Origin of the sequence: Herbihabitans rhizosphaerae (assembly GCF_004216555.1) — a bacterium.
GTDB lineage: Bacteria > Actinomycetota > Actinomycetes > Mycobacteriales > Pseudonocardiaceae > Herbihabitans > Herbihabitans rhizosphaerae.
In genome coordinates, this window is the sequence record NZ_SGWQ01000009.1 from 253,365 (window position 1) to 280,007 (window position 26,643).

At 68.9% G+C, this 26,643-nt stretch carries 28 protein-coding genes; 17 read left to right on the plus strand and 11 right to left on the minus strand.

The window, feature by feature from the left end:
* Window positions 1-3 precede the first annotated feature (3 nt).
* Window positions 4-312, minus strand: a complete 309-nt coding sequence (locus EV193_RS24775) for a DUF4193 domain-containing protein (protein WP_130346931.1) — start codon at window positions 310-312, stop codon at window positions 4-6.
* Between the two features lie 469 nt (window positions 313-781).
* On the opposite strand from EV193_RS24775, the gene cei reads away from it, so the two are divergent.
* Complete coding sequence (gene cei / locus EV193_RS24780) at window positions 782-1,462, plus strand: envelope integrity protein Cei (protein ID WP_130346933.1); 681 nt, start codon at window positions 782-784, stop codon at window positions 1,460-1,462.
* On the opposite strand, the gene EV193_RS24785 is transcribed toward cei, so the two are convergent.
* A complete protein-coding gene (locus EV193_RS24785) occupies window positions 1,459-1,815 on the minus strand; it encodes a winged helix-turn-helix transcriptional regulator (protein ID WP_130346935.1) in 357 nt (118 codons plus the stop codon). The two genes, cei and EV193_RS24785, sit on opposite strands and share 4 nt — an antisense overlap.
* Before the next feature lie 121 nt (window positions 1,816-1,936).
* Between EV193_RS24785 and EV193_RS24790 the strand changes: the two genes are divergently transcribed.
* On the plus strand, window positions 1,937-2,809 hold the full coding sequence (locus EV193_RS24790) for an NAD(P)-dependent oxidoreductase (RefSeq protein ID WP_130346937.1): 873 nt from the start codon (window positions 1,937-1,939) through the stop codon (window positions 2,807-2,809).
* Between the two features lie 258 nt (window positions 2,810-3,067).
* Here the strand turns inward: EV193_RS24790 and EV193_RS24795 are convergent, their stop codons facing one another.
* Window positions 3,068-3,880 carry an inositol monophosphatase family protein gene (locus EV193_RS24795; protein ID WP_278044213.1) on the minus strand — a complete coding sequence of 271 codons (813 nt, stop codon included), beginning with the start codon at window positions 3,878-3,880 and terminating at the stop codon, window positions 3,068-3,070.
* Between the two features lie 50 nt (window positions 3,881-3,930).
* On the opposite strand from EV193_RS24795, the gene ppgK reads away from it, so the two are divergent.
* Together ppgK and EV193_RS24805 are read left to right on the plus strand one after the other, a co-directional pair.
* A complete protein-coding gene (gene ppgK / locus EV193_RS24800) occupies window positions 3,931-4,692 on the plus strand; it encodes a polyphosphate--glucose phosphotransferase (RefSeq protein WP_130346939.1) in 762 nt (253 codons plus the stop codon).
* 186 nt (window positions 4,693-4,878) lie between these two features.
* The gene (locus EV193_RS24805; protein ID WP_130346941.1) at window positions 4,879-6,303 is read left to right on the plus strand and encodes an RNA polymerase sigma factor; all 1,425 of its coding nucleotides are present in this window, start codon (window positions 4,879-4,881) and stop codon (window positions 6,301-6,303) included.
* Window positions 6,304-6,364: 61 nt separating this feature from the next.
* On the opposite strand, the gene EV193_RS24810 is transcribed toward EV193_RS24805, so the two are convergent.
* On the minus strand, window positions 6,365-6,907 hold the full coding sequence (locus EV193_RS24810; RefSeq protein ID WP_130346943.1) for a hypothetical protein: 543 nt from the start codon (window positions 6,905-6,907) through the stop codon (window positions 6,365-6,367).
* 388 nt (window positions 6,908-7,295) lie between these two features.
* Here EV193_RS24810 and EV193_RS24815 point away from each other — a divergent pair, with 388 nt between their 5' ends.
* Entirely contained in the window at window positions 7,296-8,783 is a 1,488-nt protein-coding gene (locus EV193_RS24815; RefSeq protein ID WP_130346945.1) for an MFS transporter, read from the plus strand.
* Between the two features lie 81 nt (window positions 8,784-8,864).
* Window positions 8,865-9,506 (plus strand): TetR/AcrR family transcriptional regulator, encoded by a 642-nt coding sequence (locus EV193_RS24820; protein WP_130346947.1) that lies wholly within the window; start codon window positions 8,865-8,867, stop codon window positions 9,504-9,506.
* A gap of 115 nt (window positions 9,507-9,621) precedes the next feature.
* On the opposite strand, the gene EV193_RS24825 is transcribed toward EV193_RS24820, so the two are convergent.
* Window positions 9,622-10,491 carry an EamA family transporter gene (locus EV193_RS24825; RefSeq protein ID WP_242613640.1) on the minus strand — a complete coding sequence of 290 codons (870 nt, stop codon included), beginning with the start codon at window positions 10,489-10,491 and terminating at the stop codon, window positions 9,622-9,624.
* A 233-nt stretch (window positions 10,492-10,724) separates the two neighbouring features.
* On the opposite strand from EV193_RS24825, the gene EV193_RS24830 reads away from it, so the two are divergent.
* A complete protein-coding gene (locus EV193_RS24830) occupies window positions 10,725-10,922 on the plus strand; it encodes a DUF7455 domain-containing protein (protein WP_130346949.1) in 198 nt (65 codons plus the stop codon).
* 64 nt (window positions 10,923-10,986) lie between these two features.
* Here EV193_RS24830 and EV193_RS24835 read toward each other — a convergent pair whose 3' ends face one another.
* Window positions 10,987-12,699, minus strand: coding sequence for a DEAD/DEAH box helicase (locus EV193_RS24835; protein WP_130347051.1), 1,713 nt, complete (start codon window positions 12,697-12,699; stop codon window positions 10,987-10,989).
* Between the two features lie 232 nt (window positions 12,700-12,931).
* Between EV193_RS24835 and EV193_RS24840 the strand changes: the two genes are divergently transcribed.
* Both EV193_RS24840 and EV193_RS24845 read left to right on the plus strand, forming a co-directional pair.
* The gene (locus EV193_RS24840) at window positions 12,932-14,077 is read left to right on the plus strand and encodes a YihY/virulence factor BrkB family protein (protein WP_242613641.1); all 1,146 of its coding nucleotides are present in this window, start codon (window positions 12,932-12,934) and stop codon (window positions 14,075-14,077) included.
* A gap of 90 nt (window positions 14,078-14,167) precedes the next feature.
* A complete protein-coding gene (locus EV193_RS24845) occupies window positions 14,168-14,722 on the plus strand; it encodes a hypothetical protein (RefSeq protein WP_130346953.1) in 555 nt (184 codons plus the stop codon).
* 145 nt (window positions 14,723-14,867) lie between these two features.
* Here EV193_RS24845 and EV193_RS24850 read toward each other — a convergent pair whose 3' ends face one another.
* Both EV193_RS24850 and EV193_RS24855 read right to left on the minus strand, forming a co-directional pair.
* The gene (locus EV193_RS24850) at window positions 14,868-15,920 is read right to left on the minus strand and encodes a pentapeptide repeat-containing protein (RefSeq protein ID WP_130346955.1); all 1,053 of its coding nucleotides are present in this window, start codon (window positions 15,918-15,920) and stop codon (window positions 14,868-14,870) included.
* A gap of 23 nt (window positions 15,921-15,943) precedes the next feature.
* Window positions 15,944-16,192 carry a DUF3039 domain-containing protein gene (locus EV193_RS24855; RefSeq protein WP_130346957.1) on the minus strand — a complete coding sequence of 83 codons (249 nt, stop codon included), beginning with the start codon at window positions 16,190-16,192 and terminating at the stop codon, window positions 15,944-15,946.
* A gap of 59 nt (window positions 16,193-16,251) precedes the next feature.
* Between EV193_RS24855 and EV193_RS24860 the strand changes: the two genes are divergently transcribed.
* The 5 genes from EV193_RS24860 to EV193_RS24880 all read left to right on the plus strand — a co-directional run bounded on the left by EV193_RS24860 (window position 16,252) and on the right by EV193_RS24880 (window position 19,321).
* A complete protein-coding gene (locus EV193_RS24860) occupies window positions 16,252-17,061 on the plus strand; it encodes a sporulation protein (RefSeq protein WP_130346959.1) in 810 nt (269 codons plus the stop codon).
* 113 nt (window positions 17,062-17,174) lie between these two features.
* The gene (locus EV193_RS24865) at window positions 17,175-18,026 is read left to right on the plus strand and encodes a helix-turn-helix domain-containing protein (RefSeq protein ID WP_130346961.1); all 852 of its coding nucleotides are present in this window, start codon (window positions 17,175-17,177) and stop codon (window positions 18,024-18,026) included.
* A 10-nt stretch (window positions 18,027-18,036) separates the two neighbouring features.
* Window positions 18,037-18,228 (plus strand): DUF397 domain-containing protein, encoded by a 192-nt coding sequence (locus EV193_RS24870; RefSeq protein WP_130346963.1) that lies wholly within the window; start codon window positions 18,037-18,039, stop codon window positions 18,226-18,228.
* On the plus strand, window positions 18,225-18,410 hold the full coding sequence (locus tag EV193_RS24875) for a DUF397 domain-containing protein (RefSeq protein ID WP_130346964.1): 186 nt from the start codon (window positions 18,225-18,227) through the stop codon (window positions 18,408-18,410). Before EV193_RS24870 ends, EV193_RS24875 begins: the two co-directional genes overlap by 4 nt.
* On the plus strand, window positions 18,407-19,321 hold the full coding sequence (locus EV193_RS24880; RefSeq protein ID WP_130346966.1) for a pseudouridine-5'-phosphate glycosidase: 915 nt from the start codon (window positions 18,407-18,409) through the stop codon (window positions 19,319-19,321). The genes EV193_RS24875 and EV193_RS24880 overlap by 4 nt, the downstream gene beginning before the upstream one ends.
* 11 nt (window positions 19,322-19,332) lie before the next feature.
* Here EV193_RS24880 and EV193_RS24885 read toward each other — a convergent pair whose 3' ends face one another.
* The 3 genes from EV193_RS24885 to EV193_RS24895 form a co-directional block, all read right to left on the minus strand.
* Complete coding sequence (locus EV193_RS24885) at window positions 19,333-20,973, minus strand: tetratricopeptide repeat protein (protein WP_130346968.1); 1,641 nt, start codon at window positions 20,971-20,973, stop codon at window positions 19,333-19,335.
* 207 nt (window positions 20,974-21,180) lie between these two features.
* Window positions 21,181-21,438 carry a hypothetical protein gene (locus EV193_RS24890; RefSeq protein WP_130346970.1) on the minus strand — a complete coding sequence of 86 codons (258 nt, stop codon included), beginning with the start codon at window positions 21,436-21,438 and terminating at the stop codon, window positions 21,181-21,183.
* A gap of 374 nt (window positions 21,439-21,812) precedes the next feature.
* Complete coding sequence (locus EV193_RS24895) at window positions 21,813-22,142, minus strand: DUF3099 domain-containing protein (protein WP_242613642.1); 330 nt, start codon at window positions 22,140-22,142, stop codon at window positions 21,813-21,815.
* A gap of 214 nt (window positions 22,143-22,356) precedes the next feature.
* Here EV193_RS24895 and EV193_RS24900 point away from each other — a divergent pair, with 214 nt between their 5' ends.
* From EV193_RS24900 to EV193_RS24910, 3 genes are all read left to right on the plus strand, one after another.
* On the plus strand, window positions 22,357-24,537 hold the full coding sequence (locus tag EV193_RS24900) for an MMPL family transporter (RefSeq protein WP_207222789.1): 2,181 nt from the start codon (window positions 22,357-22,359) through the stop codon (window positions 24,535-24,537).
* A 48-nt stretch (window positions 24,538-24,585) separates the two neighbouring features.
* Window positions 24,586-25,011: a D-aminoacyl-tRNA deacylase gene (gene dtd / locus EV193_RS24905; protein ID WP_130346976.1), complete on the plus strand. Its 426-nt coding sequence runs from the start codon at window positions 24,586-24,588 to the stop codon at window positions 25,009-25,011.
* Between the two features lie 163 nt (window positions 25,012-25,174).
* On the plus strand, window positions 25,175-26,164 hold the full coding sequence (locus tag EV193_RS24910; protein WP_130346978.1) for a sigma-70 family RNA polymerase sigma factor: 990 nt from the start codon (window positions 25,175-25,177) through the stop codon (window positions 26,162-26,164).
* The last annotated feature ends 479 nt before the right edge of the window (window positions 26,165-26,643 follow it).

Below are 26,643 nucleotides of genomic sequence, written 5' to 3' on the forward strand. Positions count from 1 at the left end.
GTGTCATGCGCAATCGCGGCAGATGTACTCGCCGTTGCGCTCTTCGGAGAGCCTGCTGCGGTGGTGCACCAGGAAACACTTGGAGCAGGTGAACTCGTCCGCCTGCTTGGGCACCACCTTGACGGTCAGGTCTTCTCCGGACAGCCCGGACAGGTCCGCACCGGGCAGCTCGAAGTTCTCCGCCGTCTCCGACTCGTCAACATCGACGACCCCGGATTGTGTCTCGTTACGCCGCGCCTTCAACTCCTCGAGGGAGTCTTCGGCGAGGTCGTCGGCCTCGCTCCGGCGCGGAGCGTCGTAGTCGGTAGCCATGTTTGTTCACCCCTGCAACTTCGCCGACTTCGTCTTGTGCCGCTGGTCAACGTCCCAGCAAGCCAGTTTGTGCCCGCCGTCTCACGTGACGGTCGTCTCGTGCGACCTGACCGTTTCGGAATCGATTCGCGAGGGATCTTCCCCGACGGGAGCCCGCAGAGGGTAGCTCATGCCGCGGCCGTTCCCGCGCCGGCTCACCCGACTGGGTGTGTTTCGGTCTGAACGGCGGACATCGTGACGATAACGAAGCATGTCGATCACAACTTGGAACTCTTGCCGGAGTGTCAGCTACGTGGTGCGATGCGATCAGGTATCACTGTCCGCGTCCACGTGGTCGCAGGTGCGAGCGGCCATGACACGGACGGTGTATCAACTCCGCGTGACGCGGCTGCAACGCCTAAGCTGATCAGGGAAGATTGTCTTGGGTGTAGGGCTCGCTGTCGGGTGGCGACTCAGGGAGGACGGGTCAGTGGCGGCCGGAGGCGTGACGTGGGGCGGGAAGTCCCAGCGGTATCGGAAGCGGAAGCCGCTTCCGGCGCTGCTGCTGCTCGTCCTTCTGGGGGTGGGCGCCACCATCGTGTGGATCAAGGTCGTGGATACCGACCAGCCGGTCGCGTCCCGGAAGTGCCCGGTGCCCACGAGCACCGCGCCGGGCCAGCCGCCGGTGCCGGCCGGGCAGTCGCTGGCCGATGACGCGCTCGACCGCACGACGCCGGCGGTGCCGAGTCAGACGGTCGTGCGTGTGGTCAACGGCAGCGGGCAGCGCGGCCAGGCGGCAGCGGTGTCCGAGGCGTTGAAGGCGCTCGGCTTCGACAAGACCGCAAAGCCGCTCAACGGCGACATGGAGATGGACTGCCGGGGGCAGATCCGGTTCGGGCACCAGGGCACGTCCGCCGCCCGCACGCTGAGCCTGATCGAGCCGTGCGCCGAGTTGGTGCGCGACGACCGGCAGGACGCGACCGTGGATCTGGCCGTCGGCGGCAAGTTCGACGAGCTGCGCCCCAAGCCGGAGGCGCGCCAGGTGCTCCAGCAGCTCACCGAGTGGGGGCAGAAGCACCCGGCTCAGCGCGGTGGCCTGCAGGAGCAGGCCGGCGCCGCGCCGACCATCGACGGCGCGCTGCTGGCCGGAGCCCGCCAGGCTCGCTGCTAGGACACCAGCTCGTGCTCCGCGGCGAGCCGCTGGCTGCGCTTCGTTCCCCACGCCCCGAGCGGGCGGAGCGCGTCGTTCAACGTCGTGCCGTGCTCGGTGAGTGAGTACTCCACACGCGGCGGGACCTCTCGGTACACCTCGCGGTGGACAAGGCCGTCCTGCTCCATCTCGCGGAGATGCTGGATGAGCATCTTCTCGCTGACGCCGGGCAGGCCGCGCTTGAGCTCGCCGAACCGCCGCGTGCCGTGGTTGTCCAGCTCCCACAGGATCAGCGACTTCCACTTGCCGGTCACGACGTCCATCGCGGCGTCGATGCCGCAGATGTACGGGCCGCGCCTGGGGTTCGAGGTCATCGATCTCTCCCGTGTCGTCCAATACTTACCAAGTAGTAAGTATTGAACTAATTAGTGGGTACTTGTCAAGGCGAATGTGCTCCCGGACGATGAAAATCGACACCGATCGAAGGAGCACTTCTTGAGCACCACTCCCGTCACGGTCATCGGCCTCGGCCCGATGGGCAGGGCCATGGCGGCCGCCCTGATCCGCGCCGGCCACCCGGTCACCGTGTGGAACCGCACCGCGAGCCGCGCCGACGAACTCGTCGCCCAGGGCGCCACCCTGGCGGCCACGCCGGCGGACGCCGTCGCGGCCGGCGAGCTGATCATCCTCAGCCTCACCGACTATCCGGCGATGTACGACATCCTCGGGCCGGCCACCGACGGGCTGGCCGGCAAGACGCTGGCCAACCTCAGCTCGGACACCCCGGACGCGTCCAGGGAGGCGGCCGCGTGGACCGAGAAGCACGGCGGAGCCTTCCTGACCGGCGGTGCGATGGTGCCTCCGCCCATGATCGGCACGCCGGACGCGTACGTGTTCTACAGCGGTCCGCGAGAGCTGCTCGACGAGCACGAGCCGGTCCTCAAGGTGATCGGCGAGCCGAGGTACGTCGGCGCCGACCACGGGCTGGCCCAGCTCTTCTACCAGGCCCACCTCGACGTGTTCCTGACCAGCCTGTCCAGCCTGCTGCACGCCACCGCGCTGATCACCTCGGCAGGCGTGCCCGCGGCCGACTTCCTGCCCGGCGCGCTCAAGACGCTCACCGCCATCCCGGCGATGATCGGCACCGGGCACGAGCTGGCCGAGAGCCTCGAGAAGGGCGAGCACCCCGGCGATCTCAACACGGCGATCATGATGGGCGCCACGGCCGAGCACATCGTGCGCACCAGCGAGGCCGTCGGCGTGGACGTCGGGCTGCCGGAGGCGGTCAAGTCGCAGTACGACCGGGCCATCGCGGCCGGTCGCGGCACCGAGAACTGGACCGCCCTGTACGAAGTGATCAAAGCCTGAGCGAGTGTCACACTCGCCGAGCTACGCCACTCGGCCCGCTTGACCGCGCCGATCGAAAGCCACGCCGAGGTCGCACGCTTCTGCGAGGGCGGTCGCCCTTACGGTGACGGAGAGACAGAGGGCGAGGAACGAGCCCACTGTCTCGGAGGAGGCGTGGCTGAACCACCCACGAAACCCAGCCACCACCTCGCGGCCGCAACCACCCACTCAACGTCACCACCGGCCGTCGGCGGAGCCGACTCGGCGACCTTGCCCGAGCTAGACAACACCGAAGCCCACCTCGCGCAGAGCGGTGTGGAACTCGTCGGCGACGCCCGGCGCGGACGCGATGATCGCCTCCGCGCCGAGGCCGTCGGACCCGTCGCCGGGCACGCGCACGATCGCGCCGGCCTCCTCGGCGACCAGCGCGCCGGCCGCCCAGTCCCACCGGGACAGCCCGTGCTCGGCGTACGCGTCGACCCACCCGGCGGCCACCGCGCACAGGTCCAGCGACGCCGCCCCGGCCCGGCGGATGTCGCGCACCCTGCCGAGCAGTCCGGCGATCGCCGCGGCCTGCCGGCGCCGCCGCTCGGGACGGTAGGCGAACCCGGTCGACACCAGTGACAGATCCAGCCGGTCGGCGCCGGACACGCGCAGCGGCCGGTCGTCCAGCCACGCGCCCTCGCCGCGGGCGGCCGTCCACACCCGGCCGCTCGCCGGCTCGACGACCGCACCCGCGACCGACACGCCGTCCACCTGAGCGGCGACCGACACGGCGTACCAGGGGTACCCGTACAGGTAGTTCACCGTGCCGTCGATCGGATCGACGACCCAGCACACTCCCCCGGCCGGCGCGCCGGCGCTGCTCTCGCCCTCCTCCTCACCGAGTACCGGCTCGCCCGGCCGCAGCTCGGCCAGCCGGTCGCGCACGAGGCGCTCGGCGGCCTTGTCCGCGGCCGTCACGACATCGGTCTCGCTCGACTTGGTGTCCACGTCCGTGATGGCCGACGACCTCGACGACTCGACTAGCGAGGAGGCCTCGCGCGCCACCGTCACCGCCACCCGCAGCAGATCAAGCTCCTGTGCTCCCACCCCGCTATTCTCCGTGCAACGTTCAACTCAATGCAGAAGGGGACCACCGGATGAGCTCCAGCCGTGGGTTCGGTGTGGACATCGGCGGATCGGGCATCAAAGGCGGAGTGGTCGACCTCGACAAGGGGCAGCTGATCGACGAGCGGCACCGGATCCCCACGCCTCAGCCGTCCAAGCCGGACGCCGTGGCCGACGTGGTGGCCGAGGTCGTCGAGCACTTCGAGTGGACAGGGCCGGTCGGCGTCACCATGCCGGGTGTGGTGCGCGACGGCACGATGCACACCACCGCGAACATCGACCCCTCGTGGAAGGGCACCGACGCCGCGTCGCTGTTCGCCGAGCGCCTCGGCCGCGACCCCGGCGAGGTGTACGTGCTCAACGACGCGGACGCGGCCGGCATCGCCGAGATCAACTACGGCTGGCCGGGCGATCAGAAGGGCGTCGTGGTGCTGCTGACGTTCGGCACCGGCATCGGCAGCGCGCTGTTCGTCGACGGGACGCTGGTGCCCAACACCGAGTTCGGCCACCTCGAGGTCGACGGGCACGACGCGGAGACCCGCGCGGCCGCCTCGGTGAAGGAGGAGAAGGAACTCTCCTGGGAGCACTGGGCCAAGCGCGTGTCGCGGTACATCAACGCGCTGGAGACGGTGCTCTGGCCGGACCTGATCATCGCGGGCGGCGGGGTCAGCAAGAAGGCCGACAAGTGGCTGCCGCTGCTGACCGTGCGCACCAAGGTCGTGGCCGCCGAGCTGCGCAACGACGCGGGCATCGTGGGTGCCGCCGTGGCGGCCGGCGCGCGCAAGTCGGACTGACCGGAAACACCCTCCGTCACCAGGGCTAACAGGGCCGAATGCGAGTCGATCACCGCTATCGGTCCAAAGCCGCCGCTCGACGTCGTTACAATGGAACAGTGCCCACGGTTCCAGGACCGTCGGGCTTCCCCGAACTCCCGGCAAACCAGACGCTGTAACCCCCAACGGCGATAGGTCTGGGTGGCCGTGATTGACCGTTGTGAAAGGGCGTACGTGGCAGCCGCAGCACGAACCGCGACCCGGGGCTCCACGGCTTCGGCGAGCGCCGCCAAGACCAAGGCCGCTTCGGCCAAGAAGGCACCCGCGAAGTCGGATCCCGACGCCGAGACCTCCGCCAAGGCGAGGACCGCGACCAAGACGGCCGATAAGGGCACGGCCGCCAAGTCGGGCGCGCGGAAGACGACGACCGCGAAGAAGACGACCACTCGCAAGTCGTCGGCGAAGGACAAGGCGGATCCGACCAAGAAGGTCGACGCCGCCGGCGCCGCCGAGGGCGAGGAGCCCGAGGACGCCGAGGCCGCGCCGAACGTCGAGGATCTCGAGGACATCGAGGTCGACGTCGTCGACGAGGCGGTGACCGAGGAGGTCGTCGAGCCGAAGGACACCAAGGAGACCAAGGACGGCGACTTCGTCTGGGACGAGGAGGAGTCCGAGGCGCTGCGGCAGGCCCGCAAGGACGCCGAGCTGACCGCCTCCGCCGACTCGGTCCGCGCGTACCTCAAGCAGATCGGCAAGGTCGCCCTGCTCAACGCCGAGGAGGAGGTCGAGCTCGCCAAGCGGATCGAGGCCGGCCTCTACGCGGCCGAGCGGGTGCGCAAGGCCGAGGACGAGAGCGAGAAGCTCCAGCCGCAGATGCGCCGCGACCTGCGGTGGATCGTCCGTGACGGCGAGCGCGCCAAGAACCACCTGCTGGAGGCGAACCTCCGGCTCGTGGTGTCGCTGGCCAAGCGCTACACCGGCCGCGGCATGGCGTTCCTCGACCTGATCCAGGAGGGCAACCTGGGTCTGATCCGCGCGGTGGAGAAGTTCGACTACACCAAGGGCTACAAGTTCTCCACGTACGCCACCTGGTGGATCCGGCAGGCGATCACCCGCGCGATGGCCGACCAGGCACGCACCATCCGCATCCCGGTGCACATGGTCGAGGTGATCAACAAACTCGGCCGCATCCAGCGTGAGCTGCTCCAGGACCTCGGTCGCGAGCCCACCCCCGAGGAACTCGCGAAGGAAATGGACATCACGCCGGAGAAGGTGCTGGAGATCCAGCAGTACGCGCGTGAGCCGATCTCGCTGGACCAGACGATCGGCGACGAGGGCGACAGCCAGCTCGGCGACTTCATCGAGGACTCCGAGGCCGTGGTGGCCGTGGACGCGGTGTCGTTCACGCTGCTGCAGGACCAGCTCCAGTCGGTGCTCGCCACGCTGTCCGAGCGCGAGGCGGGCGTGGTTCGGCTGCGCTTCGGCCTCACCGACGGCCAGCCGCGCACCCTGGACGAGATCGGCCAGGTGTACGGCGTGACGCGTGAGCGCATTCGGCAGATCGAGTCGAAGACGATGTCGAAGCTGCGTCACCCGTCCCGTTCCCAGGTGCTGCGCGACTACCTGGAATGATCCTCAGCTGACACGGAAAGGCCACCCGCACGGCTGCGGGTGGCCTTTCTTGTGCGTGGGATCAGCAGCCGCCGCAGTTGTAGTAGGTCACGTCCCAGTGATTGCTCTCGAGGAAGTAGATGTTGCCCGATCCGGACTTCCATTTGTTGCCACCGATATAGCTGAAGTTGTTCCGAATGTAATTGCCGACGCAGGTGTACAGGCTGTAGTCGAGCTTGTAGCCGTTCCAGTGGCTGTAGGTGCCGCTGGCGTGCCCGGTCTCGGTGCCACCGGTGATGTTCAGCGCGCAGCCGCTCGCCTTCTTGAGCGTCTCGGCTCCCTGGATCGTGGCCAGGTTGACCTGGCTGAACGACGTGCAGGTGGGGTTGTTCCGGTCGCTGCAGTTGCCGCTGGAGGACCAGGTGATCCCGGCCGCGCGTAACCGCGAGGTGGCCTGTGCGTGGGTCAGCTTGGTGACCAGCGCCTGCACCGATCCCGGTGCCGCCACGGTCTCGACCGGGTCGTTCTCCTTCGGCTTCACGTCGGCCTGCGCGGTCGCGGGAAGTGCCAGTGCGAGAGCGGTTCCGGTGACGGCGACAACGGTGGCGGCGAGCTTTCTGCGCATGGGAACGGTCCTTTCTCGGACAGAATCAACATCCGGATCGCGCCGCAGCGTAGCTGTTGGAAGCCGTCGACAAAAGATTACTTCTCGACAATTCCCGGCAATGTCACCCGAGCGCCGATCAATTTCGCGCGAGCCCGAAAAGGCTTGCGTTTCCCCGAAGGTGCCACCAGGCGACCGCCCGCGAGTCCCGCGCTCAGACACCCCGAGTCCCGCGCTCACGCAGCTCCAACGCGGGACTCGCCGGCGCAGGGCGCGGAACTCGCGACGTGGCGCTGCCAGGTGGCCGAGGCCGGATCGCCTCAAAGATCTTGAAGTCAGTTTTGGAATGAAGCGTTCCGTTCTGCTAGAGTCGGAATCGAACATTCCGTTCCGCTTCATGGAGGACCCGATGACCGCCACACTCGACGCACCGGCCGCCTCGCCGGTGATCACGCCGGACGCCGCGCCCGAGCAGGTCCAGCCGGCACCCCACCCCCGCCGGTGGCTCGGCCTGTTCGCGATCCTGTCCGCCGATCTGCTGAACCTGCTCGACTCGACGGTCGGCACGATCGCGGCGCCGGCCATCCGCGCCGACCTCGGCGGCTCGACCTCCACGCTGCAGTGGATCGCCGCCGGCTACACCCTCGCGATGGCCGTCGGCCTGCTGGTCGGCGGCCGGCTCGGAGACATGTACGGCCGCAAGCGGATGATGGTCGTCGGCGTGATCGGCTTCCTCGCCTCCTCGCTGCTGTGCGGGCTGAGCGCGTCGCCGGAGATGCTGCTGGTGTCCCGGGTGCTCCAGGGCGGGTTCGGCGCGGTGATGGTGCCGCAGTCGTTCGGGCTGATCCGGGAGCTGTTCGGGCGCGAGGTCGGCAAGGCGTTCGCCGCGCTCGGACCGGTGATCGGCCTGGCCACGGTGCTCGGGCCCGTGGTGGCCGGCCTGCTGGTGGACGCCGACCTGTTCGGCGCCGGCTGGCGGATGATCTTCCTGATCAACCTGCCGCTCGGTGCGTTCGCGCTGTACGTCGGCGGCCGGGTGCTGCCGTCGAGCGAGCCGGTGGCGCGCGGCGAGCGGCTGGACGTCAAGGGCGCGCTGCTGGCCGCGGCCGGGATGTTCCTGCTGGTCTACCCGCTGACCCAGGGCCACGAGCTGGGCTGGCCGGCCTGGTCGTTCGTGATGCTGGCCGGCTCGGTCGCGGTGCTCGGCGGCTTCGTGGTGAACCAGGCGCGGCGCAACCGCGGCGGGCGGCCGGCGCTGGTGCGGCTGTCGGTGTTCGCCAAGCGATCCTTCTCCTCCGGTGTCGCGTTCGTGGTCGCGTTCTTCGGCGTGATCACCGGCTTCTCCCTGGCCGTGGGCCTCTTCCTGCAGCTCGGCCTCGGCTACTCGCCGCTGCAGGCCAGCCTGACCATGGCGCCGTGGGCGGTCGGCGCGTTCATCGGCTCCGCGCTGAGCGCCACCGCGCTGGCCGGCCTCGGACGGCGGATCCTGCACCTCGGGCTCGCGCTGATGGGCGTCGGGCTCGGCGGCCTGCTGCTGGTGTTCTCGCTGGCGTCGGACGCGGTCGGCACCGGGCACCTGATCGCGCCGCTGGCGGTGTTCGGCTTCGGGATGGGCATGATCTTCGTGCCGCTGTTCGACATCATCGTCGGCGACCTGGACGACGCCGAGGTCGGTTCCGCCTCGGGCCTGCTGACCTCGGTCGAGCAGCTCGGCGCGTCGCTGGGCATCGCGGTGCTCGGCACGGTGTTCTTCACCGTCGTCGGCGTGCCGGGCGTGTCCGGCGTGGCCCGGTTCGTGGACGCCGCCGAGGTGATCACGGTGATCGCGATCGGACTGACCGCGGTGACCTTCGCGCTCGGCTTCCTGCTCCCCCGCACGGCACGCCAGGCGCACTGATCAAGCGGGTGTGGGGCGTGCGCGAGTCGCACGCCCTACACTCGCATCCAGAACAGAACGCTATGTTCCCGGAGGTGTGCGATGACCGAATCGCCCCCGCTCAGCGGCCGCAAGGCCCAGGCCGCCCGCAACGACGAGCTGATCGTCGCGGCGGCGCGCGACGTGTTCGTGGCCGACCCGTCCGCGCCGATCGCCAAGGTCGCCGAGCAGGCCGGCGTCGGCATCTCCGCGCTGTACCGCCGCTACCCGAGCAAGGAGGCGTTGCTGCACAAGCTGTGTAGCGACGGCCTGGCCACCTACATCGCGATCGTCGAGGACGCGGTCGCCGACCAGGGCGATCCGTGGCAGGCGTTCGAGACGTTCATGCGCCGCGTCGTCGAGGCGGACACGCATTCGATCACGATCGCGCTGGCCGGCACGTTCACCCCGTCCAAGGAGCTGTACGAGCTGGCCGTCGGGTCCGGCAAGCTCAACGCCGAGCTGATGCGCCGCACCCTCCAGGCCGGAGTGATCAGGCCGGACGTGAGCGACGCCGACCTCGGCGTGATCTTCGAGCAGATCGCGTCGATCCACACTCCCGACGCCGCACGCACCGGCGAGCTGCGCCAGCGATACCTGACGCTGCTGCTGGACGGGCTGCGCCTGCCGCCCACCACCACCCCGCTACCCGGCCACGCGCCGACGCTCGACGAGCGCGCCGGCCGATGGATCGCGCGCACCTGAGACCTCTCGACCGCCTCCACGGGGCTCTGCTCGCGGACTTTAGCGGGCTAAAGTACGCGAAACATGAATGGATCGATCGCTAAGTTTCGGCCAGGAGCACGGCGAGTTTGACGTTCTAGGGCGGATCCGGGTGCGGCTCGGGTCCGCGCGAGCGCAGGGTGAGGCCGACCACGACGGCCAGGATGCCGAGCGCCTCGATCAGGCTCGGCACCTGGGCCAGCATCAGGAAGCCGATCACCGAGGCGGTCACCGGCAGCAGCGCCAGCAGCAGGGCGAACCTGGTGTGCCCGAGCCGCCGCAGCACGACCTGATCCAGCGAGTACGGCACGACGGTGGACAGCACGCCGACCCCGATGCCGAGCAAGAGCAACGTCGGCGAGGTCCACACCGCGCCGGTGCCGGCCGCGAGCGGCGACAGCACGACGGTGGCCACCGCGAAGCCGACCGCCAGACTGTCGATTCCGCTGCCGGCATCGGCCACCCGCTTGCCGAGGACGATGTAACCGGCCCAACACGCCGCTGCGCTGAGAGCGAACACGACGCCGAGCGGCGCTCCCGCCCAATGGACGTCCGCCACAAGAATGACACCCAGAGTAACCATGATCACCGCCGCGATGTCACGCCGCGTGCGCGACCCGGCGGCCGCCACCGCGATCGGCCCGGCGAATTCCAGCGCCACTCCCGTCCCAAGGGGTAGACGCGCGATGGCTTCGTAGATTGCGATGTTCATCACAGCGGTGACCAAGCCGAACCCTGCAGCGATCCAGAAAGCCCTGCCCCGCCAGGCTTCTCGGCCCGGCCGCCGCCACGCCAACAGCACGATCGCGGCGCCGAGACAGCGCAGCCACGCCACCGAAGCGGGGTTGACCTCGGCGAACAGCAGCACCGCGACGGCCGCGCCGACGTACATCGACGCGCCGCCGATCACGAAGAGTAGCGGTGCGGGGATGCCGCTTCCGGTTACCGAGCGTCGAAATGACCACATACTGCGATCCTGCATTCCGGGAATAGCGCTAGGGCATTTGGGTTAAACAGCTGTAACGAGGCACGCCAAGACGGCTTGGAACACTCAAGATGTCTCGTGCGTCTGTAAGAGTGGAGGATGCGAGCACCGCGAAGAGTCTGATCGCTGTGGTCGCAGTGCAAGGCCTCCCGTGCCGACGGGCACGCGGAGACACGGGCACCGGGAGACCGGTGCCGGGACGGAGGGAGATCCCCATGACCACAACGCTCACCCGCCCCGAGCTGACCGCTGCTGACCGTTGCGACCGCTGCGGTGCCGCCGCGAAGGTTCGCGCCATCCTTCCATCGGGTGGCGAGCTGCTGTTCTGCAACCACCACGCGCGTGCGCACGAAGCGCGCCTGCGTGAGCTGGCGGCGGACATCCAGCAGGGCGCGGAGACGCCCCCGGCCTGACGGCACCACTGACACCACGCGAGCGGGCGGACCCAGCGGTTCCGCCCGCTCGTGTTATCTACGGCTACCAGGACCGCAAGGTGGCGATGCGCTCCTCGAGTTGATCAAGGCTGGCCATCGCGGTCGGCGGGCCGCCGCAGGAGCGGCGCAGCTCGCCGTGGATCACGCCGTGCGGCTTGCCGGTGCGGTGGTGGTGCATGGCGACCAGCGCGTTGAGCTCCTTGCGCAGGCCGGCGATCCGCTCCGACACGCTCTGCGGCTTGGGCTCGGCCGGCTCCGGTGCGGCGGGCCGCGCCGACCGGTCGGAGAGCTGCTTGTCCTGCCGCTGCCGCAACAGCGCGCGCACCTGATCCGGCTCCAGCAGCCCCGGCAGCCCGAGGTACTCCTGCTCCTCGTCGGTGCCGGCCATCGCCGCCGTGCCGAACGACGAGCCGTCGTAGATCACCTGGTCCAGCTCGGCCGAGGCGTGCAGCGTCTCGAACGCCCGCTCCTCCTCGCCCAGCTCGTCCTTCGTGCGGTTGGCGTCGGCGAGCAGCTCGTCGTCCCAGCCGTCCTTCTCCCGGTGCGGCTTGCCGAGCACGTGGTCCCGCTCGGCCTCCAGCTCGCTGGCCAGCTCCAGCAGCACCGGCACGCTCGGCAGGAACACGCTGGCCGTCTCGCCCGGCCTGCGCGAGCGCACGAACCGCCCGACCGCCTGGGCGAAGAACAACGGGGTGGACGCGCTCGTGGCGTACACGCCGACCGCCAGCCGCGGCACGTCCACGCCCTCGGACACCATCCGCACGGCGACCATCCACCGGTCGTCGGACTCGCCGAACTCGGCGATCCGGCCGGACGCCTTCGGATCGTCGGACAGCACCACCACCGGCTCGGTCCCGGTCAGCCGGTGCAGGATCTTGGCGTAGGCGCGCGCGGTCGTCTGGTCGGAGGCGATCACCAGCCCGCCGGCGTCCGGCACACCGGCCGCGCGCAACTGGTTGAGCCGCACGTCGGCCGCCGACAGCACCGACGGGATCCACTCGCCGTTCGGGTCCAGCGCGGTGCGCCACGCCCTGGCGTTCTGCTCGGCCGTGAGCGGCTCGCCGAGGCGCGCGGTGAACTCCTCCCCCGCGCTGGTCCGCCAGCTCGCCTCGCCCGAGTACGCCAGGAAGATCACCGGCCGCACCACGCCGTCGCGCAGCGCGTCGGAGTACCCGTAGGAGTGGTCGGACTTGCTGCGCTGGAACCCGGCGCCGTCCGGCTCGTAGGTGACGAACGGGATCGCCGAGTCGTCGCTGCGGAACGGCGTCCCGGTCAACGCCAGGCGGCGCACGGCCGGCGTGAACGCCTCGCGCACCGCGTCGCCCCAGGACTTCGCGTCGCCGCCGTGGTGGACCTCGTCCAGGATCACCAGCGTCTTGCGGTTCTCGGTGCGCACCCGGTGCAGGGTCGGGTGCGCGGCCACCTGCGCGTAGGTGACCGCGACACCGCGGAAGTCGCGCGAGGTCTGGCCGGCCGAGTTGGAGAAGTTGGAATCGACCGGGATGCCGACCGCGTTCGCCGCCTTGGCCCACTGGTGCTTGAGGTGCTCGGTGGGCGCCACGATCGTGACCGCCTCGACCGTCCGGTCGGCGATCAGCTCGGCGGCCACCCGCAGCCCGAACACCGTCTTGCCGGCGCCCGGTGTCGCCACCGCGAGGAAGTCCTTCGGCTTCGCGGCGAGATACTTGGTGAGCGCCCGACGCTGCCAGGCGCGCAGTGGCCGTTGAACGGAAACGTGGGCGGAAGTGGAGACCAGTGAGTCCGGCGCAGAGGTGTTCGGCGAGGTCTTCTGGGCAGACACGAACTCGCCGCTCCTTCCTCGTCGATGATCATGTGCAAAGGGCGGCGATGAGCCCCCGTACGACCCCCAGGGCCCCGGCGAGCCTACCGGCCGGGTGCGACAAGATCGGTGTGCGACGCGACACGATCGACGGATCACCGGGTGGCTTCGGCGAAACGACCCGGGATAGACCATGCTTGGCGGTGCGATGAGTCCTCAGCCACAGCAGACGACCCGCACGGCCGTCCCCACCGAAGCGGCGCATCTGCGCAAGGGGCCCATGCGGCTGATCAAGCGCACGCTGCAGAAGGCCTGGGACGGCAACCTGTTCTCCGAGTCCGCCGAGGCGGCCTTCTGGCAAGTGCTGTCGCTGCCGCCGCTGCTGCTCGGGTTACTCGGCAGCCTCGGCTACGTCGCCGAGTGGTTCGGCCAGCAGGTCACCCAGTCCGTGCACGACAAGATCATCGAGGCGTCCCGCACCACGTTCAGCGAGAACGTGGTGAACCAGATCATCGACCCGACCGTGAACGACATCCTGTCCAAGGGCCGGGGCGAGATCCTCACCGTCGGGTTCCTGATCTCCCTGTGGGCCGGCTCGTCGGCCATGTCGTCGTTCGTGGACGCGATCACGGTCGCGCACGACCAGTACGGCGTGCGCAACGAGGTGTGGCAGCGGATCTTCGCGCTGCTGCTGTACGTGGCGAGCCTGGTGATCCTGATCGTCGGGCTGCCGGTGCTGGCGCTCGGGCCGGACATGCTGCCGAGAGTGTTCCCGGTGGACTGGCGGCCCACCGTCACCAACTGGGTCGACCTGTTGTACTACCCGATCATCGGCGTGCTGATCGTGCTGTCGCTGGCCACGCTGTACAAGCTGGCGCTGCCACGCAAGCTGCCGTGGCACCGCGGCCTGCCCGGCGCGATCCTCGCCATGGGCGTGTTCCTGCTGTCCAGCATCGGGCTGCGGCTGTACATCACGTGGATCACCACCACCGGCTACACCTACGGCGCGCTGGCCACGCCGATCGCCTTCCTGCTGTTCTGCTTCTTCATCGGGCTGGCCGTGGTGATCGGCGCGTACTTCAACGCGGCGATCCAGGAGATGTACCCGGCGAAGATGACCCGGCGGCAGCGCAGGCGGTGGCGACGGCTGGAGATGGAGCGGCACGCGGAGAAGATCCGGGCCGACAAGAGCGAAGAGGCGCTACAGCAGCAGGACACCGACGCACTGCCCAGACCGGGGCGCACGCCGGAGCCCACCGAGTTCACCGCGCCCTCCCCCGCCGACGCCTCGACCACGCAGCGGCTGCCGGTGCCGCACGAACGCCGGCCACCTCCCCCGCCAGCGGGAGCATGATCAACCCGGAGCGGGAGGAGCGGGCGTTCCCCGGACGCGAGGCTGATCGCGTCGGGAGGAAACACCTCCCCCGTTCTGAGGGGATCAACGATGGCGATCTCGAAACGCGCTCGCACGCTGGGCGCCGGCGTGCTGGCACTGATCACGGCGGCGACGATCAGCGGCTCCACCGCTGCGGCTGAGGAAACGGCGCCCGCCCGGCCGGACAAGCCGACCGAGCCGAGCCTGGTCGGTGCGGTCAAGACCTATCGCGCGGACGGCGAGGCCGTGCGCTTCCGGTTCGACGCGCACGGCCTCGGTGAGACGGCGCGCGGCACGTTCCACGTCAGCCACTACAGCGCGGACCACACGGAGGGCGGCGAGTTCTCCGGGACGATCGACTGTCTGATCGTGGGCGGCCCGGTGGCCATCGCGACCGGCATGGTGACCAAGAGCGACCAGTACCCGGGGCTGGTCGGCGTGCGGCGCGGTTTCTCGGTCTACGACGGCGGGCGCAAGGACCGGATCGGCTACAGCTGGGTGTTCGATCCGGGCAGCTTGGAGTCGGTGCCGAAGTGCCTGAGCGCCGCGCCGTTCGAGTGGGTCGAGGAGGGCAACTTCACGACCGTGGAATGGCTCCCCATCGAGGGCCCGAAGCACAAGTGATCAGGTCCCCCTTGATCAAAGTGCACCTCCACTCACCTTGATCATGCCGCGTACCTCGATCAGGTGGCTGTGGCGTACTTTAGCCCGCTAAAGTACGCCACGGAGCGCTATACACGCAGGTCACCGTGGTGGTGGTGAACAGGCGTTAACCTTCGGCACCGCTAGGAAGCCGCCGGACGTAAGCCCAATCGCCGGGGCGCCCGTCCAGCTGATCTTCGTCGACGGTCACAGATTCGGCCACGTCATAGCCGGTCGGCCACCTGCGACTTTTGGCGAAAGTGGTGTCCATCCGTGCTTGGGACTGATCGAAAATGGGTCGCTCCGCGAACTCGGCACCGTCGAAATCGACCGCGCCCGCAAATGTCACTCGATCGAATCCGGCGGCGCCGCCGAATGTCACTCCTGCAAAACCCACGTGGTCCACGAATTCGGCGTGGTGGAACGGCGCCACCACGCGGAAGCGGGCGCGGTCGAAGGACACGGGATCCTCGAATCGTACGAACCGGAACACCGCCGTCTTGGTGAAGGTCGTCTTGTCGAATCTCGTGTCGCCACTGAACACGCACTTCTCGAAGTTGGCCGAGCGGACTCGGCCGCCGGTCAGCTTCCAGTCGACCAGACGTGCCTTCGACAGGCGCAGATCGATGTCCGGCCAGAATGATGCCAGCGGCTCGTCCTGATCGACGTCGTGGTACTGATAGCGCAGATGCCGCGTGAGAATGCCTTGGGCGGTCTGTCGAACTTGCATTTCCTGCTCGTCGTCATCGAACGGCATTCGCAGATAGGCGCACAGCACATTCACGATGGTTTGCCGATGCGCCGGGTAGTTCTGCGCCAGCCGTTCCAACGCGTGCAGCCCACCGTGGCGCACGGGAGCCTTGTCGCTGCCGAGCTGATCGACCGCGTGCGTGTACAGATCGGTGACCCGGCGCTCCTCGGCGTCCCGCTCGTTGGCCTCGGCGACCCGCTCGCGCTGCACCAGGTCCAGCTCGGTCGAACGCTGCCGACGCGCCGCGAGCACCAGAGCCGCCGCACCACCGGTACCGAGCACGATGCTGGCGGCAGTGCGGATGACATCGAGGCGGGTCGCGTCGCCCGGTGTCCCGGAGCCGAGCTGCCAGAGCAGCACGACCACCGACAGCACCGCGATGGCCGCCAGCAGGACGCCGGTCAACACCATCGCGCGCACGCTGAGCACGCGATGGTGGGTCCGTTCGCCGGTCAGTCGTCGCCGCCGGGGCGCATGCGCTCGTAGATCTTCTTGCAGTCCGGGCAGACCGGCGAGCCGGGCTTGGCCGACTTGGTCACCGGGAAGACCTCGCCGCACAGCGCCACCACGTGCGAGCCCATGACCGCGCTCTCCGCGATCTTTTCCTTGCGCACGTAGTGGAACATCTTCGGCGAGTCGTCACCGGTGGCGTCGGTGCCCTCCGGCCGGGTGTCGACATCGGGCAGAGTCTGAGTACTCACGAGGACCATGATGCCTGAACGCTCACCTGATCGCGTCGGGACCTGGCAGGATGCGGCCCATGTTCCAGAAGGTACTGGCCAGTTTCGGCTCTGGGGGCGCGAAAGTCGACGCCCAACTACGTGATCGCAACGTGCGCCCCGGCGGGGTGCTGCGGGGCGAGGTGTTCCTCATCGGTGGGCAGGTCGACCAGGAGGTCGAGTCGCTCGGCGTGACACTGCTCGCGCGCATCGACACCAGCGACGACCGCGGCCGCGTGTCGACCGAGGACATTCCGTTCCAGAACGTGCACCTCGCCGGGCGCGAGCTGGTGCGCGCGGGGTCGCAGATCAAGGTCCCGTTCGAGGTGCAGCTCCCGTGGGAGACACCGATCACCACGGTGCTCGGCAAGCATCTCACCGGGATGGCGATCGGCCTGCAGACCAACCTCGACCTCGCCAGCACGATGGTGGACCCGATGGACGTGGACGCGGTGTCGATCGAGCCGCTCGGGCCGCAGCACCGAATCCTGGACGCGTTGTCGCACATGGGTTTCCAGTTCCGCGGCGCGAACCTGAACAAGCAGCGGCTGGACGGCGTGGAGCAGCAGTTGCCGTTCTTCCAGGAGATCGGGTTCACCCCGTCGCGCGAGTTCGCCGGCGCGTTCACCGAGTTGAAGGTGACCTTCCTGGCCCGCCAGCACGACATGAAGGTCGTACTCGACGCGCACAAGAAGGTCCGGGTCACCAAGGGCGGCGGCCTCGGCAACCGCACCCAGTCCTTCCTCGGCGCGTTCCCGGTGGAGTTCCCGAAGTTGCAGCAGACCAACTGGGAGCAGCAGATCGGCCGCTGGCTGCACGACGTGGCCAAGCCGCGCGGCATCTTCGACTAGCGCCCGAATTACCCAGGGGCACGCGGCAACCGATCAGGCGAATTGTCCGCGTGCCCGCTGGGCTACGCCCGTGGACCGCCCTACGTTCGAGTCCAACGAACGAGGGGAATGTCATGGGAGACAGGGAATCCACGGTCCGCATGCGTGAGCTGGGGCTGGCGCTGCGGCGTGCGTTGGAGCGAGCGGGCTTGGAGAGCAAGGCCGTGGCGCGCGAACTCGGTTGGTCGCCGAGCAAGGTCAGCCACGTTCTGCGCGCCACGCGCGGGGTGAGCGAGCGCGACGTCGCCTCGATTCTCGCGATGGCTCGTATTCGCGGCGACGAGCGGGAGCGGCTGTTGGAGCTGGCGCGGCGGGCGCACGAGCCGGGCTGGCTGCAGGAGTTCGGCGGGCGGCTGCCGCCTAACCTGCGCACGCTGATCGATCACGAGGACGCAGCCGTCGCGATCAACTCATACCAGGGGTTGCTCGTCCCTGGCCTGCTCCAGGTGGCCAGCTACACCCGGGCGCTCATGTCGACGTCGGCCACCATTCCGCCCGACGAGATCGAGGAACGGGTGGACGCCCGGATCAAGCGTCAAGAGATCCTGGACCGCCGCCGGCCCGCGATCTTCCGGTTCTTCGTGGACGAATACGTGCTGACGCGGACCGGCCCGGGACCGGAGATCATGTCCGAGCAACTGCACCACCTGCTCCGGATGTCGGTCCGGCCGCGGATCCAGTTCCGCGTCATCCCGGACGCGGTGGGCTTTCACGCCGCGGTCGTCAGCTCGTTCGTGCTGATGGAGTTCACCGAGATCAACCCAGTGCTGCATCTGGAGCCCGAGAACACCAGCGTGTACCCCGAAGGGAGGAAGACCATCGCCGGCTACCAGGACATTCTGGCTTCGCTCGACACCGTCGCGCTGAACCCGGGACAATCGCGGGAGTGGATAGCCCGCCTGGCACACAAGCTGGGCGCCCCGTGAGAGGAGCACGATGGACACCCCTGACCTGGGTGCGCTGAGCTGGCGCAAGAGCACCCGCAGCGGCAATCAGACCAACTGTGTCGAGCTGGCCTGGCCCACCGGCGCCACCGCGCTGCGCGACTCCAAGAACCCCGGCCCCGCCATGGTCGTCCAGCGGCCGAACTTCGGCGCGTTCCTCGCCGCCGTGAAGGACGCCCGATGAACCTCGGCGTGCTCACCTGGCGCAAGAGCACTCGCAGCGGCCACGAGACCGACTGTGTCGAGCTGGCCTGGCCCACCGATGCCACCGCGCTGCGCGACTCGAAGAACCCCGGCCCCGCCGTGGTCGTCACGCGTTCGGGTTTCGCGGGCCTGCTCACCACCGTGCGAGGCGCCACGCCGTGATCGTCGCGGAGGAGGTCACCGGGGCGCTGGCGGACGGCGGCGCCGTCGTCGCGCTGGAGAGCACGTTGCTGGCGCACGGGCTGCCGGCGCCGCGCAACCGTGAAGTGGCCGGCGCCCTGGAGGACGCGGTGCGCGCGGCCGGAGCGGTGCCGGCCACCATCGCGATGATGGACGGCGTGCCGGTGGTCGGGCTGAACGCCGATCAACTCGACCGGGTGTGCGAGGCCGGCGCGGACATCGTGAAGCTGTCCCGCCGTGACCTCGGCCCGGCCGCCGCACTCGGCCGCGACGGCGCGACCACGGTGGCCGCCACGGCAGCGCTCGCGCACGCGGCGGGAATCGGCGTGTTCGCCACCGGCGGGCTCGGCGGGGTGCACCGGCCGGTGCACCCCGAGCACGTCACCTGGGACGTGTCGGCCGACCTCGGCGTGCTCGCCGAGACGCCGGTACTCGTGGTGTGCTCTGGCGTGAAGTCCATTGTGGACATCGGCGCCACGCTCGAGGTGCTGGAGACGCACTCGGTGCCGGTGATCGGCTTCGGCACGGACGTGTTCCCCGCGTTCTACCTTCGCGACTCGGGCTTCGGTGTGCCCTGGCGGGTGGACAGCCCCGTGGAGGCAGCCGACGTGGTGCTCGCCCACCGCGCCGCGCCCGGCACGGCCGGCGCCGTGCTCGCCAACCCGGTGCCCGCCGAGCACGAACTCGACCGGGAGCTGCACGACCGTCTGCTCGCCGAGGGCCAGGAGTTGTTGCGGCGCAAGGGAATCCAGGGCAAGGACGTGACACCGGCGCTGCTGGAGCATTTCCACGAGGCCAGCGGCGGCGCCAGTCTCGACACCAACGCCGAACTCGTGCTCGCCAACACGCGCTTGGCCGCTGAGATCGCCGTCGCGCTGGCCACACGCGGGTGAGTCACAGGTGGTCACTGTGCGGCTGACACCTCGGGGAGCGTGCCAAGGGCCCGTACGAGGCCGTTGAGCGCGACCTGGCGACCGCGGCGGTATCTGCTGGTCCGCGCCGCTGCCAGCGCTCGGCGATGACACGCGGCGGATTCGGTGAACCCGCCGCGACGGAAATGCGCCGCGCCCGTGACGTTCCACGCGTCGGTCAGCGTGACAGCGTTCCCGGAATCCGCGGCGATCCTGGCCGCGTGTCCGGCCAAGTCGAGGGCCTTGCCGAAATGTTCCCGGCGAAGACACACCATTGCGCGCCCGAACAGCGCAACCGCTTGACGTGAGCCGAAATCGAGCGACTCGGACAGCGCGAGTTGGCGTTCGAAACAAGCGTCGGCCTTGTCGTGTTCGCCCCTGTGGAGCAGGATGCGGCCTCGGCTGCCCAGCGCGCCGGCCACTCCCGCCGAGTAGTTCAGCCGCGAGGCGTGCGTGACAGCCAACTCGGCGTAACCTTCGGCGACCTCCAGTCGCCCCAGGTCGGAGCAAATGTCCGCGAGGAACACCAGGGTGCTTGCCTGCCCTCGACGTTCGGACAGTTGCCGTCGAATGCGCAGTGCCTGCTCACAGTGCTCATAGGCACCGCGGTGGTTGCTGGTCGCGTACTGAGCGGCGCCCAGCGCCTGCAACGCGGCGCACAACTCGCGGGGTCTGTTCAGCTCCCGCCAGACCGCCGCGGCCTCGGTGAACAGGCTCGTGGCGGCGTCGAGGCCACCGACACCCCAGTCGGCCATACCGGCGGCCATCTGTAGGCCTGCGCGTATCTCCGGGTCATCGGCGGTGAACAACGCCGTCTCGGCGATCGGGGTCCAGTCCAAGCTGTGTGGGCGCACTTGCTGGATCGCGCGCAGGGCGTCGGCGAGCGACCAGGTCAGTTCGCGGTCGTATTCGAGGACGGTGATCGCGATGTCGACGACGTTTCCGTGCTCGGCGGCGAGCCACCGTGCCGCGGCCCGGTCGGTCCCGAACCCGACCGTGGGCCCGGACACCGGCGGCGGCACGAGTTCCAGCAGGTCCGGGTAGAGCTGTCGGGCGGCGGCCATCGCGGTGCGGACGTAGAACTCCGCGAGCCGTAATCGAGCCGCGCGACGCGTGGGTTCGTCGCAGCGATCCCGTACCTGCCGCCGTCTGAACTCCCGCACGGCGTCGGGCACCCGGTGTCTCTCGTATTCGCCGGTTGACACAAGACCCGCCCGGTGCAGCCGGGCGAGCGTCCCCCGAATCGAGTCGACCGGACGGTCCACCATCGCCGCGATCGCGCCGACGGTCAGCTCACGGCATGGACATTCACACAGTGACCGCAGCGCGGCCCGGTCACCGTCAGACAGGTGGTGGTCAGCGTCGCTCGGCGACGAGGACCCGGCGGCCACGGCGGTCGAACAGGCCGCCGGCACCGACCGGTTGGCATGGACCACTTGTCGCCAGCCGGTCTTGGCGAGCTCGAACACGACCCGCGCGTCCGACTCGGATACCGCGACTTCCCGCAGGAAGGCCGCGAACGGCGGATTGTCCTCGGGAACGCGAGGAAGGTGTACCCCGGTGCGCCAGCTCCGCAGGGTGGAGTAGCCGATGCCATGCCGCCGCGCCGCGTCATTGATTCCGTGAACCGACAACGCCGATCGCCGTAACGCACTGTCTAATGCTTCCGCGAAAGTCGTTCTCGCCGCCTCTGTACCGGACACAGCTCCCCCAGGCTCCGTGCCGAATGCCTATGCCGGTAAAGGTTACGGCTCCGTTCGTCTCCGCGAAAGGTCCGGAGGGCTCTCAGACATGGCGATGGGCGGGCGATAATCCGCCCGCCCATCGTGTTTCGGATTTCGTTACCACCAAGCGCCACATCCGTTGCTGTTGCACACCCGGAGCCGGACGTTGTCCGCGTGTCGGTAGACGCCGACCCCGTCGGGCCGGGCCAGATGGGCGATGGCTCCATCGACGTACACCTGTGCGAACGACGCGCCGAATACCGTGGCGGCGAACCACCCGTGGTAGCCGTTGCCGTCGCCCTCGCGATACCACGCCCGGCAGACGTCGGCCTTCGCACCACCCGGCGTGGTCAGCGGCGTACAGATCGGGGCCATGACCCCCGCTCTGTCGCCGCTGGGCACGCGTGCGTGAACCACATTTCCAGCATTCGCCGCGGACGCGCCCAATTCGGCTCGAGTCTGCGCGGTCGCCGGCCCGCCCGCGAACAGTGTCGCAATTCCGATGGTGAGAGCAGCAAGGGCTGCTCGTACCTTTCTGGACATCCGTAACTCCCCACTTTTGTCGCCGATCACCCGACACGGTTTCGAAACCGCGTTGACGATTTCGATCGGTCATCTGCCGGGTTGCCTTTGATCATGTCGCGACACGAACGCGGCGCGCGAACACTCCGGAGCTGGTCTGGAGCCGTTCTGGAGCAGTGCTCGCACGACCGAGACGAGACCGCCGGCCAGGCGATCCCCGTCGTGAACTAATCAGAGTCGATGACCCGGCGGCTGGCGGCCTCGATCGCCGTGCGGTCCTTGGCGTACTTGCTGACCTTCTCGACCTTGCGCGCCGGGCGGTCGTTCGCGATCAGCACGGCGATCCACGGCAGCGGAATCGAGAGCACCACGAACAGCAGGGCGAGCCACCAGGTCTCGTAGAAGACGCCGGCCAGGATCAGGCAGGGAAAGCGCATCCCCATCATCAGCATGTACTTGCGCTTGCGCGCGGCGTACTGCTCCTCGTAGGACGGCTCGGCCTCGGTGATCAGAACCGGGGTGTCGTCCCGCTCCTTGCCCTCGTTGCGGCTCTTCACGACACCACCTCCACCACCATCGTCCCACTCGCGGCCCCGGAAAGCCCGCATGGGTTCGGGCCATCCCTGAGTGACCACTGCGGGTAACCCCAGGGTCGACTCGGGGGCCTTCCCGATGGATCTCGAACGCCGCTGACGGAAGCCTTCTCAGCGAGCGCGCCGCACCCGGCAGGCCGCCGAAAACTCTTGAGGGGTAAGGACGATGTCCCGTCCGATGTTAACCGTTCGAATCGCGAGATGGAGCGCGGAGAACCCGTGGCGCGCCATCGGCGCATGGTTACTTTTCGTAGCGATCACCATCGGTGCCGGTAGCGCGATCGGCACCAAGACCGGCACGTTCAGCGACAGCGCCAAGGGCGAGCTCGCCACGTACCAGCGGATCGTGGACGACGCCAAGATCACCCGTCCGGCCAGCGAGAACGTGTTGATCTCGGCCAAGGACGGCGCGTTCGACCAGGCTCGTGGCCGGGCGGCCGCCGAGGACCTGCGCGCGGGTATGAAAGGGCTCGGCGAGGTCGCCTCGGTCAGCGAGCCGGTCCTGTCGCCGAGGGGCTCCGCGCTCCTGGTCAACGTCGACATGAACGGTGAGGCCAAGACCGCCGACGAGCGGGTGAAACCGCTGCTGGACAAGACCTCGGAGATGCAGCAGCGCTACGGCGACCTGCGGCTGGAACAGGTCGGCGGCGCGTCGATGGAGCGCGCGATGTCCGAGGCGTCCGGCGACGACTTCGCCAAAGCGGAGCTGATCAGCATCCCGCTGACGCTGTTGATCATGCTGATCGCGTTCGGAGCGATCATCGCCGCCGGAGTACCGGTGCTGCTGGCGATGTCCGCGGTCGGCTCGGCCATCGGACTCGCCGCGCTGGTGTCGCAGTTCGTCCCGGCGACGCAGAACACCAACAGCATGATCCTGCTGATCGGCATGGCCGTCGGCGTGGACTACTCGCTGTTCTACATCCGTCGCGAACGCGAGGAACGCGCGAAGGGCAAGGGACACCTGGACGCGGTGGAGATCGCCGCGGCCACCTCGGGGCACGCGATCGTGGTGTCCGGCATCGCCGTCGTGGTCGCGATGGCCGGCCTGTTCGTGGCGAACGACGTCACCTTCACCTCGATGGCGATCGGCGCGATCCTGGTCGTGCTGGTGGCGATGATCGGCTCGATCACCGTGCTGCCGGCCGCGCTGGCCAAGCTCGGCCGGTGGGTCGACAAGCCGCGCATCCCGGTGCTGTGGCGGCTGTCCCGCACCGACCGCGAGCCGCGATTCTGGAACAAGCTGCTGCGGCCGACGCTGCGCAGGCCCGCCGTGGCGCTGGCGATCTCGCTCGGCGCGCTGCTCGCCCTCGCCGTGCCCGCGCTCGGCATGAAGCTGTCCATGCCGGACGACCCGCTGCCGGACGACCTGCCGATCTCACAAAGTGAGAAGCGGATGGCCGAGGAGTTCCCGAGCACGGGCGCGACGCACGCGGTCGTCGTCAAGGTGCCGGCGGACAAGGTCGCCGAGGGCCGGGCCGCCGTGACCGCGTTCGTCGCGAAGGTCCAGCAGACGCCGGGATTCGCGCACGACCGCGCGCCGAAGGTGATGACCGCGGCGGGTGAGACGGTCGCGATGCTGCAGGTGCCGATTCCGGACAAGGCGGACACCCCGGCGGCGGACGCCTCACTGGCCGCGCTGCGCACGCAGGTGTTGCCGACCACGATCGGCACGGTCGCCGGTGCGGAGTACGCGGTCAGCGGTCAGACCGCCGGCGAGAACGACTTCCTGGACAACATGAACGACTCACTGCCGTTGGTGATCGCGTTCGTGCTGGTGCTCACGTTCATCATGATGCTGGCGACGTTCCGGGCTCCGGTGATCGCGCTCACCTCGATCGTGCTGAACCTGCTGTCCGCCGCCGCCGCCTACGGCGTGCTCACCCTGGTGTTCCAGGGCACCTGGGCGGAGAGCCTGCTCGGCTTCGACAGCATCGGATCGATCGTCGGCTGGCTGCCGCTGATGCTGTTCGTGATCTTGTTCGGGCTGTCCATGGACTACCACATCTTCGTGGTGTCCCGAATCCGCGAGGCCCACCAGAGTGGACTGTCCACACGGGACGCGGTGGCGCGCGGGATCACGTCCTCGGCCGGGTCGATCACCAGCGCCGCGGCGGTCATGATCGGCGTGTTCTCGATCTTCGCCACACTGTCCACAATAGACATGAAGCAGATGGGCGTCGGGCTCGCGACCGCGATCCTGATCGACGCGACGCTGATCCGCGCCGTGGTGCTGCCGTCACTGATGATCGTGCTCGGCAAGGCCAACTGGTGGACGCCGAAGTGGTTGCGGCGCAAGGAGAACGACCCGCCGACGGCACCGATGGACCGGGTGCCCGAGCTGGCCGGAGCGCCTCGGTGACCAGTCCCCAGGGGACCCCGCATGGGGCCGGGCTCTACGCTCGGCCCCATGCGGGCTGTGGTGGCGCGGGTGACCGAGGCGAGTGTCACCGTGGACGGCGAGACCGTCGGCGCGATCGACGAACCCGGCCTGCTGGTTCTGCTCGGAGTACACAAAGACGACACAGCGGACGCCGCGACTGTGATGGCCCGCAAGCTGCACGAGCTGCGGGTGCTCCGGGACGAGCAGTCCTGCGCCACCGCGGGCGCGCCTTTGCTTGTAGTGAGCCAGTTCACGCTCTACGGCGACACCCGCAAGGGCCGCCGTCCGTCGTGGATCTCGGCCGCCCGGCCGGAGACGGCCGAGCCGTTGGTGGACGCCGTGGTGGCCGCCCTGCGCGCCCGAGGCGCCCACGTGGAGACCGGCAGGTTCGGCGCCATGATGTCGGTGCACAGCGTGAACGACGGCCCCTTCACCGTGCTCGTCGAGGTCTGAGGTCTAGACCAACCGCCGGCTCCACCCGTTCTCAGGTAAAGCTCAGGTTTCCTGGAGCAACGTCCCTGCTGAGAACTACGTCTTCTCTTGTGAGAGCCGGGAACGAATCCATGAGACCGGACGTTTGCACAAGTGTCCGACCTACACAGGGGGAGGGAGCAGCATGACGGTCCCGCAGACGTTGATCCGCGAGGTTCCGCGGGAAGTACCTGAGCCGCAAGAGATCGATCTGGACGCCCAGGGTCCCGCAGCCGACTTGGTCCGTGTCTACCTCAACGGTATCGGCCGCACCGCGCTGCTGACGGCGGCCCAGGAGGTCGACCTGGCCAAGCGCATCGAGGCCGGCGTGTTCGCCCAGCACATGCTCGACACCGCGCCTCGGCTGTCGTCGGCGCGGCGGGCCGAGCTGCGCGCGCTGGTCACCGATGGCCGGGTGGCCAAGGACCACCTGCTGGAGGCGAACCTCCGGCTCGTGGTGTCGCTGGCCAAGCGCTACACCGGCCGCGGCATGCCGCTGCTGGACCTGATCCAGGAGGGCAACCTGGGTCTGATCCGCGCGGTGGAGAAGTTCGACTACACCAAGGGCTTCAAGTTCTCCACGTACGCCACGTGGTGGATTCGACAGGCGATCACACGCGGTATGGCCGACCAGGGCCGCACCATCCGGCTGCCCGTCCACCTGGTGGAACAGGTCAACAAGATCGCGCGACTCAAGCGGGACCTGCACCAGCAGCTCGGCCGCGAGGCCACCAACGAGGAGCTGGCCAACGAGGCCGGGCTCACCGCGCAGAAGGTGTCCGACCTGCTCGACCACGCTCGCGATCCGGTGAGCCTGGACATGCCGGTCGGCTCCGAGGAGGACGCGCCGCTCGGCGACTTCATCGAGGACGGCGAGGCGACCTCCGCGGAGAGCGCGGTCATATCCGGGCTGCTGCAGGACGATCTGCGTCGCGTTCTGTCCACTTTGGACGATCGGGAGCACGCGGTGATCCGGCTGCGGTACGGGCTGGACGACGGCCAGCCGCGCACCCTCGACCAGATCGGCAAGCGGTTCGGGCTCTCCCGCGAACGGGTGCGGCAGATCGAGCGCGAGGTCATGGGCAAGCTGCGGCACGGGGAGCGAGCGGAACGGCTTCGCGCCTACGCCAGCTGACCACGATGTGGGAACGCGCAATCACCCGTTCGGCGGCGTTGACTTGTGACGTGGACCACGAGAGAGTCTAGAGATCAGACTACGCGGCGCGGACAGTTAGCAACTGTCGGTAGTCGCACACCCCGGGAGGTCGGGACGGCCGGGGGCCGCCCCGGCCTTCCGACTAGGCGCACCCTGCTCGCGGAAAGCGCTCGCCGGGGTCGGAAGGCATTATTTTGCGGGGTCGAACCCCGCAGACCCCACGGTGCCTCGTGTCACCTTCCAGCGTTGTGCGCCCTATTCGGGCGCGGGGCGCCCTCATGGGCGCGTTGGGTTTGGGCGCCCCTACTCACGCGCTGCGCGGCCCTCGTGAGGCGTTGGAGCGCGAGTCCCGCGCCACGCACCCGCGAGTCCCGCGCCACGCACCCGCGAGTCCCGCGCCACGCACCCGCGAGTCCCGCGCCACGCACCCGCGAGTCCCGCGCCACGCACCCGCGAGT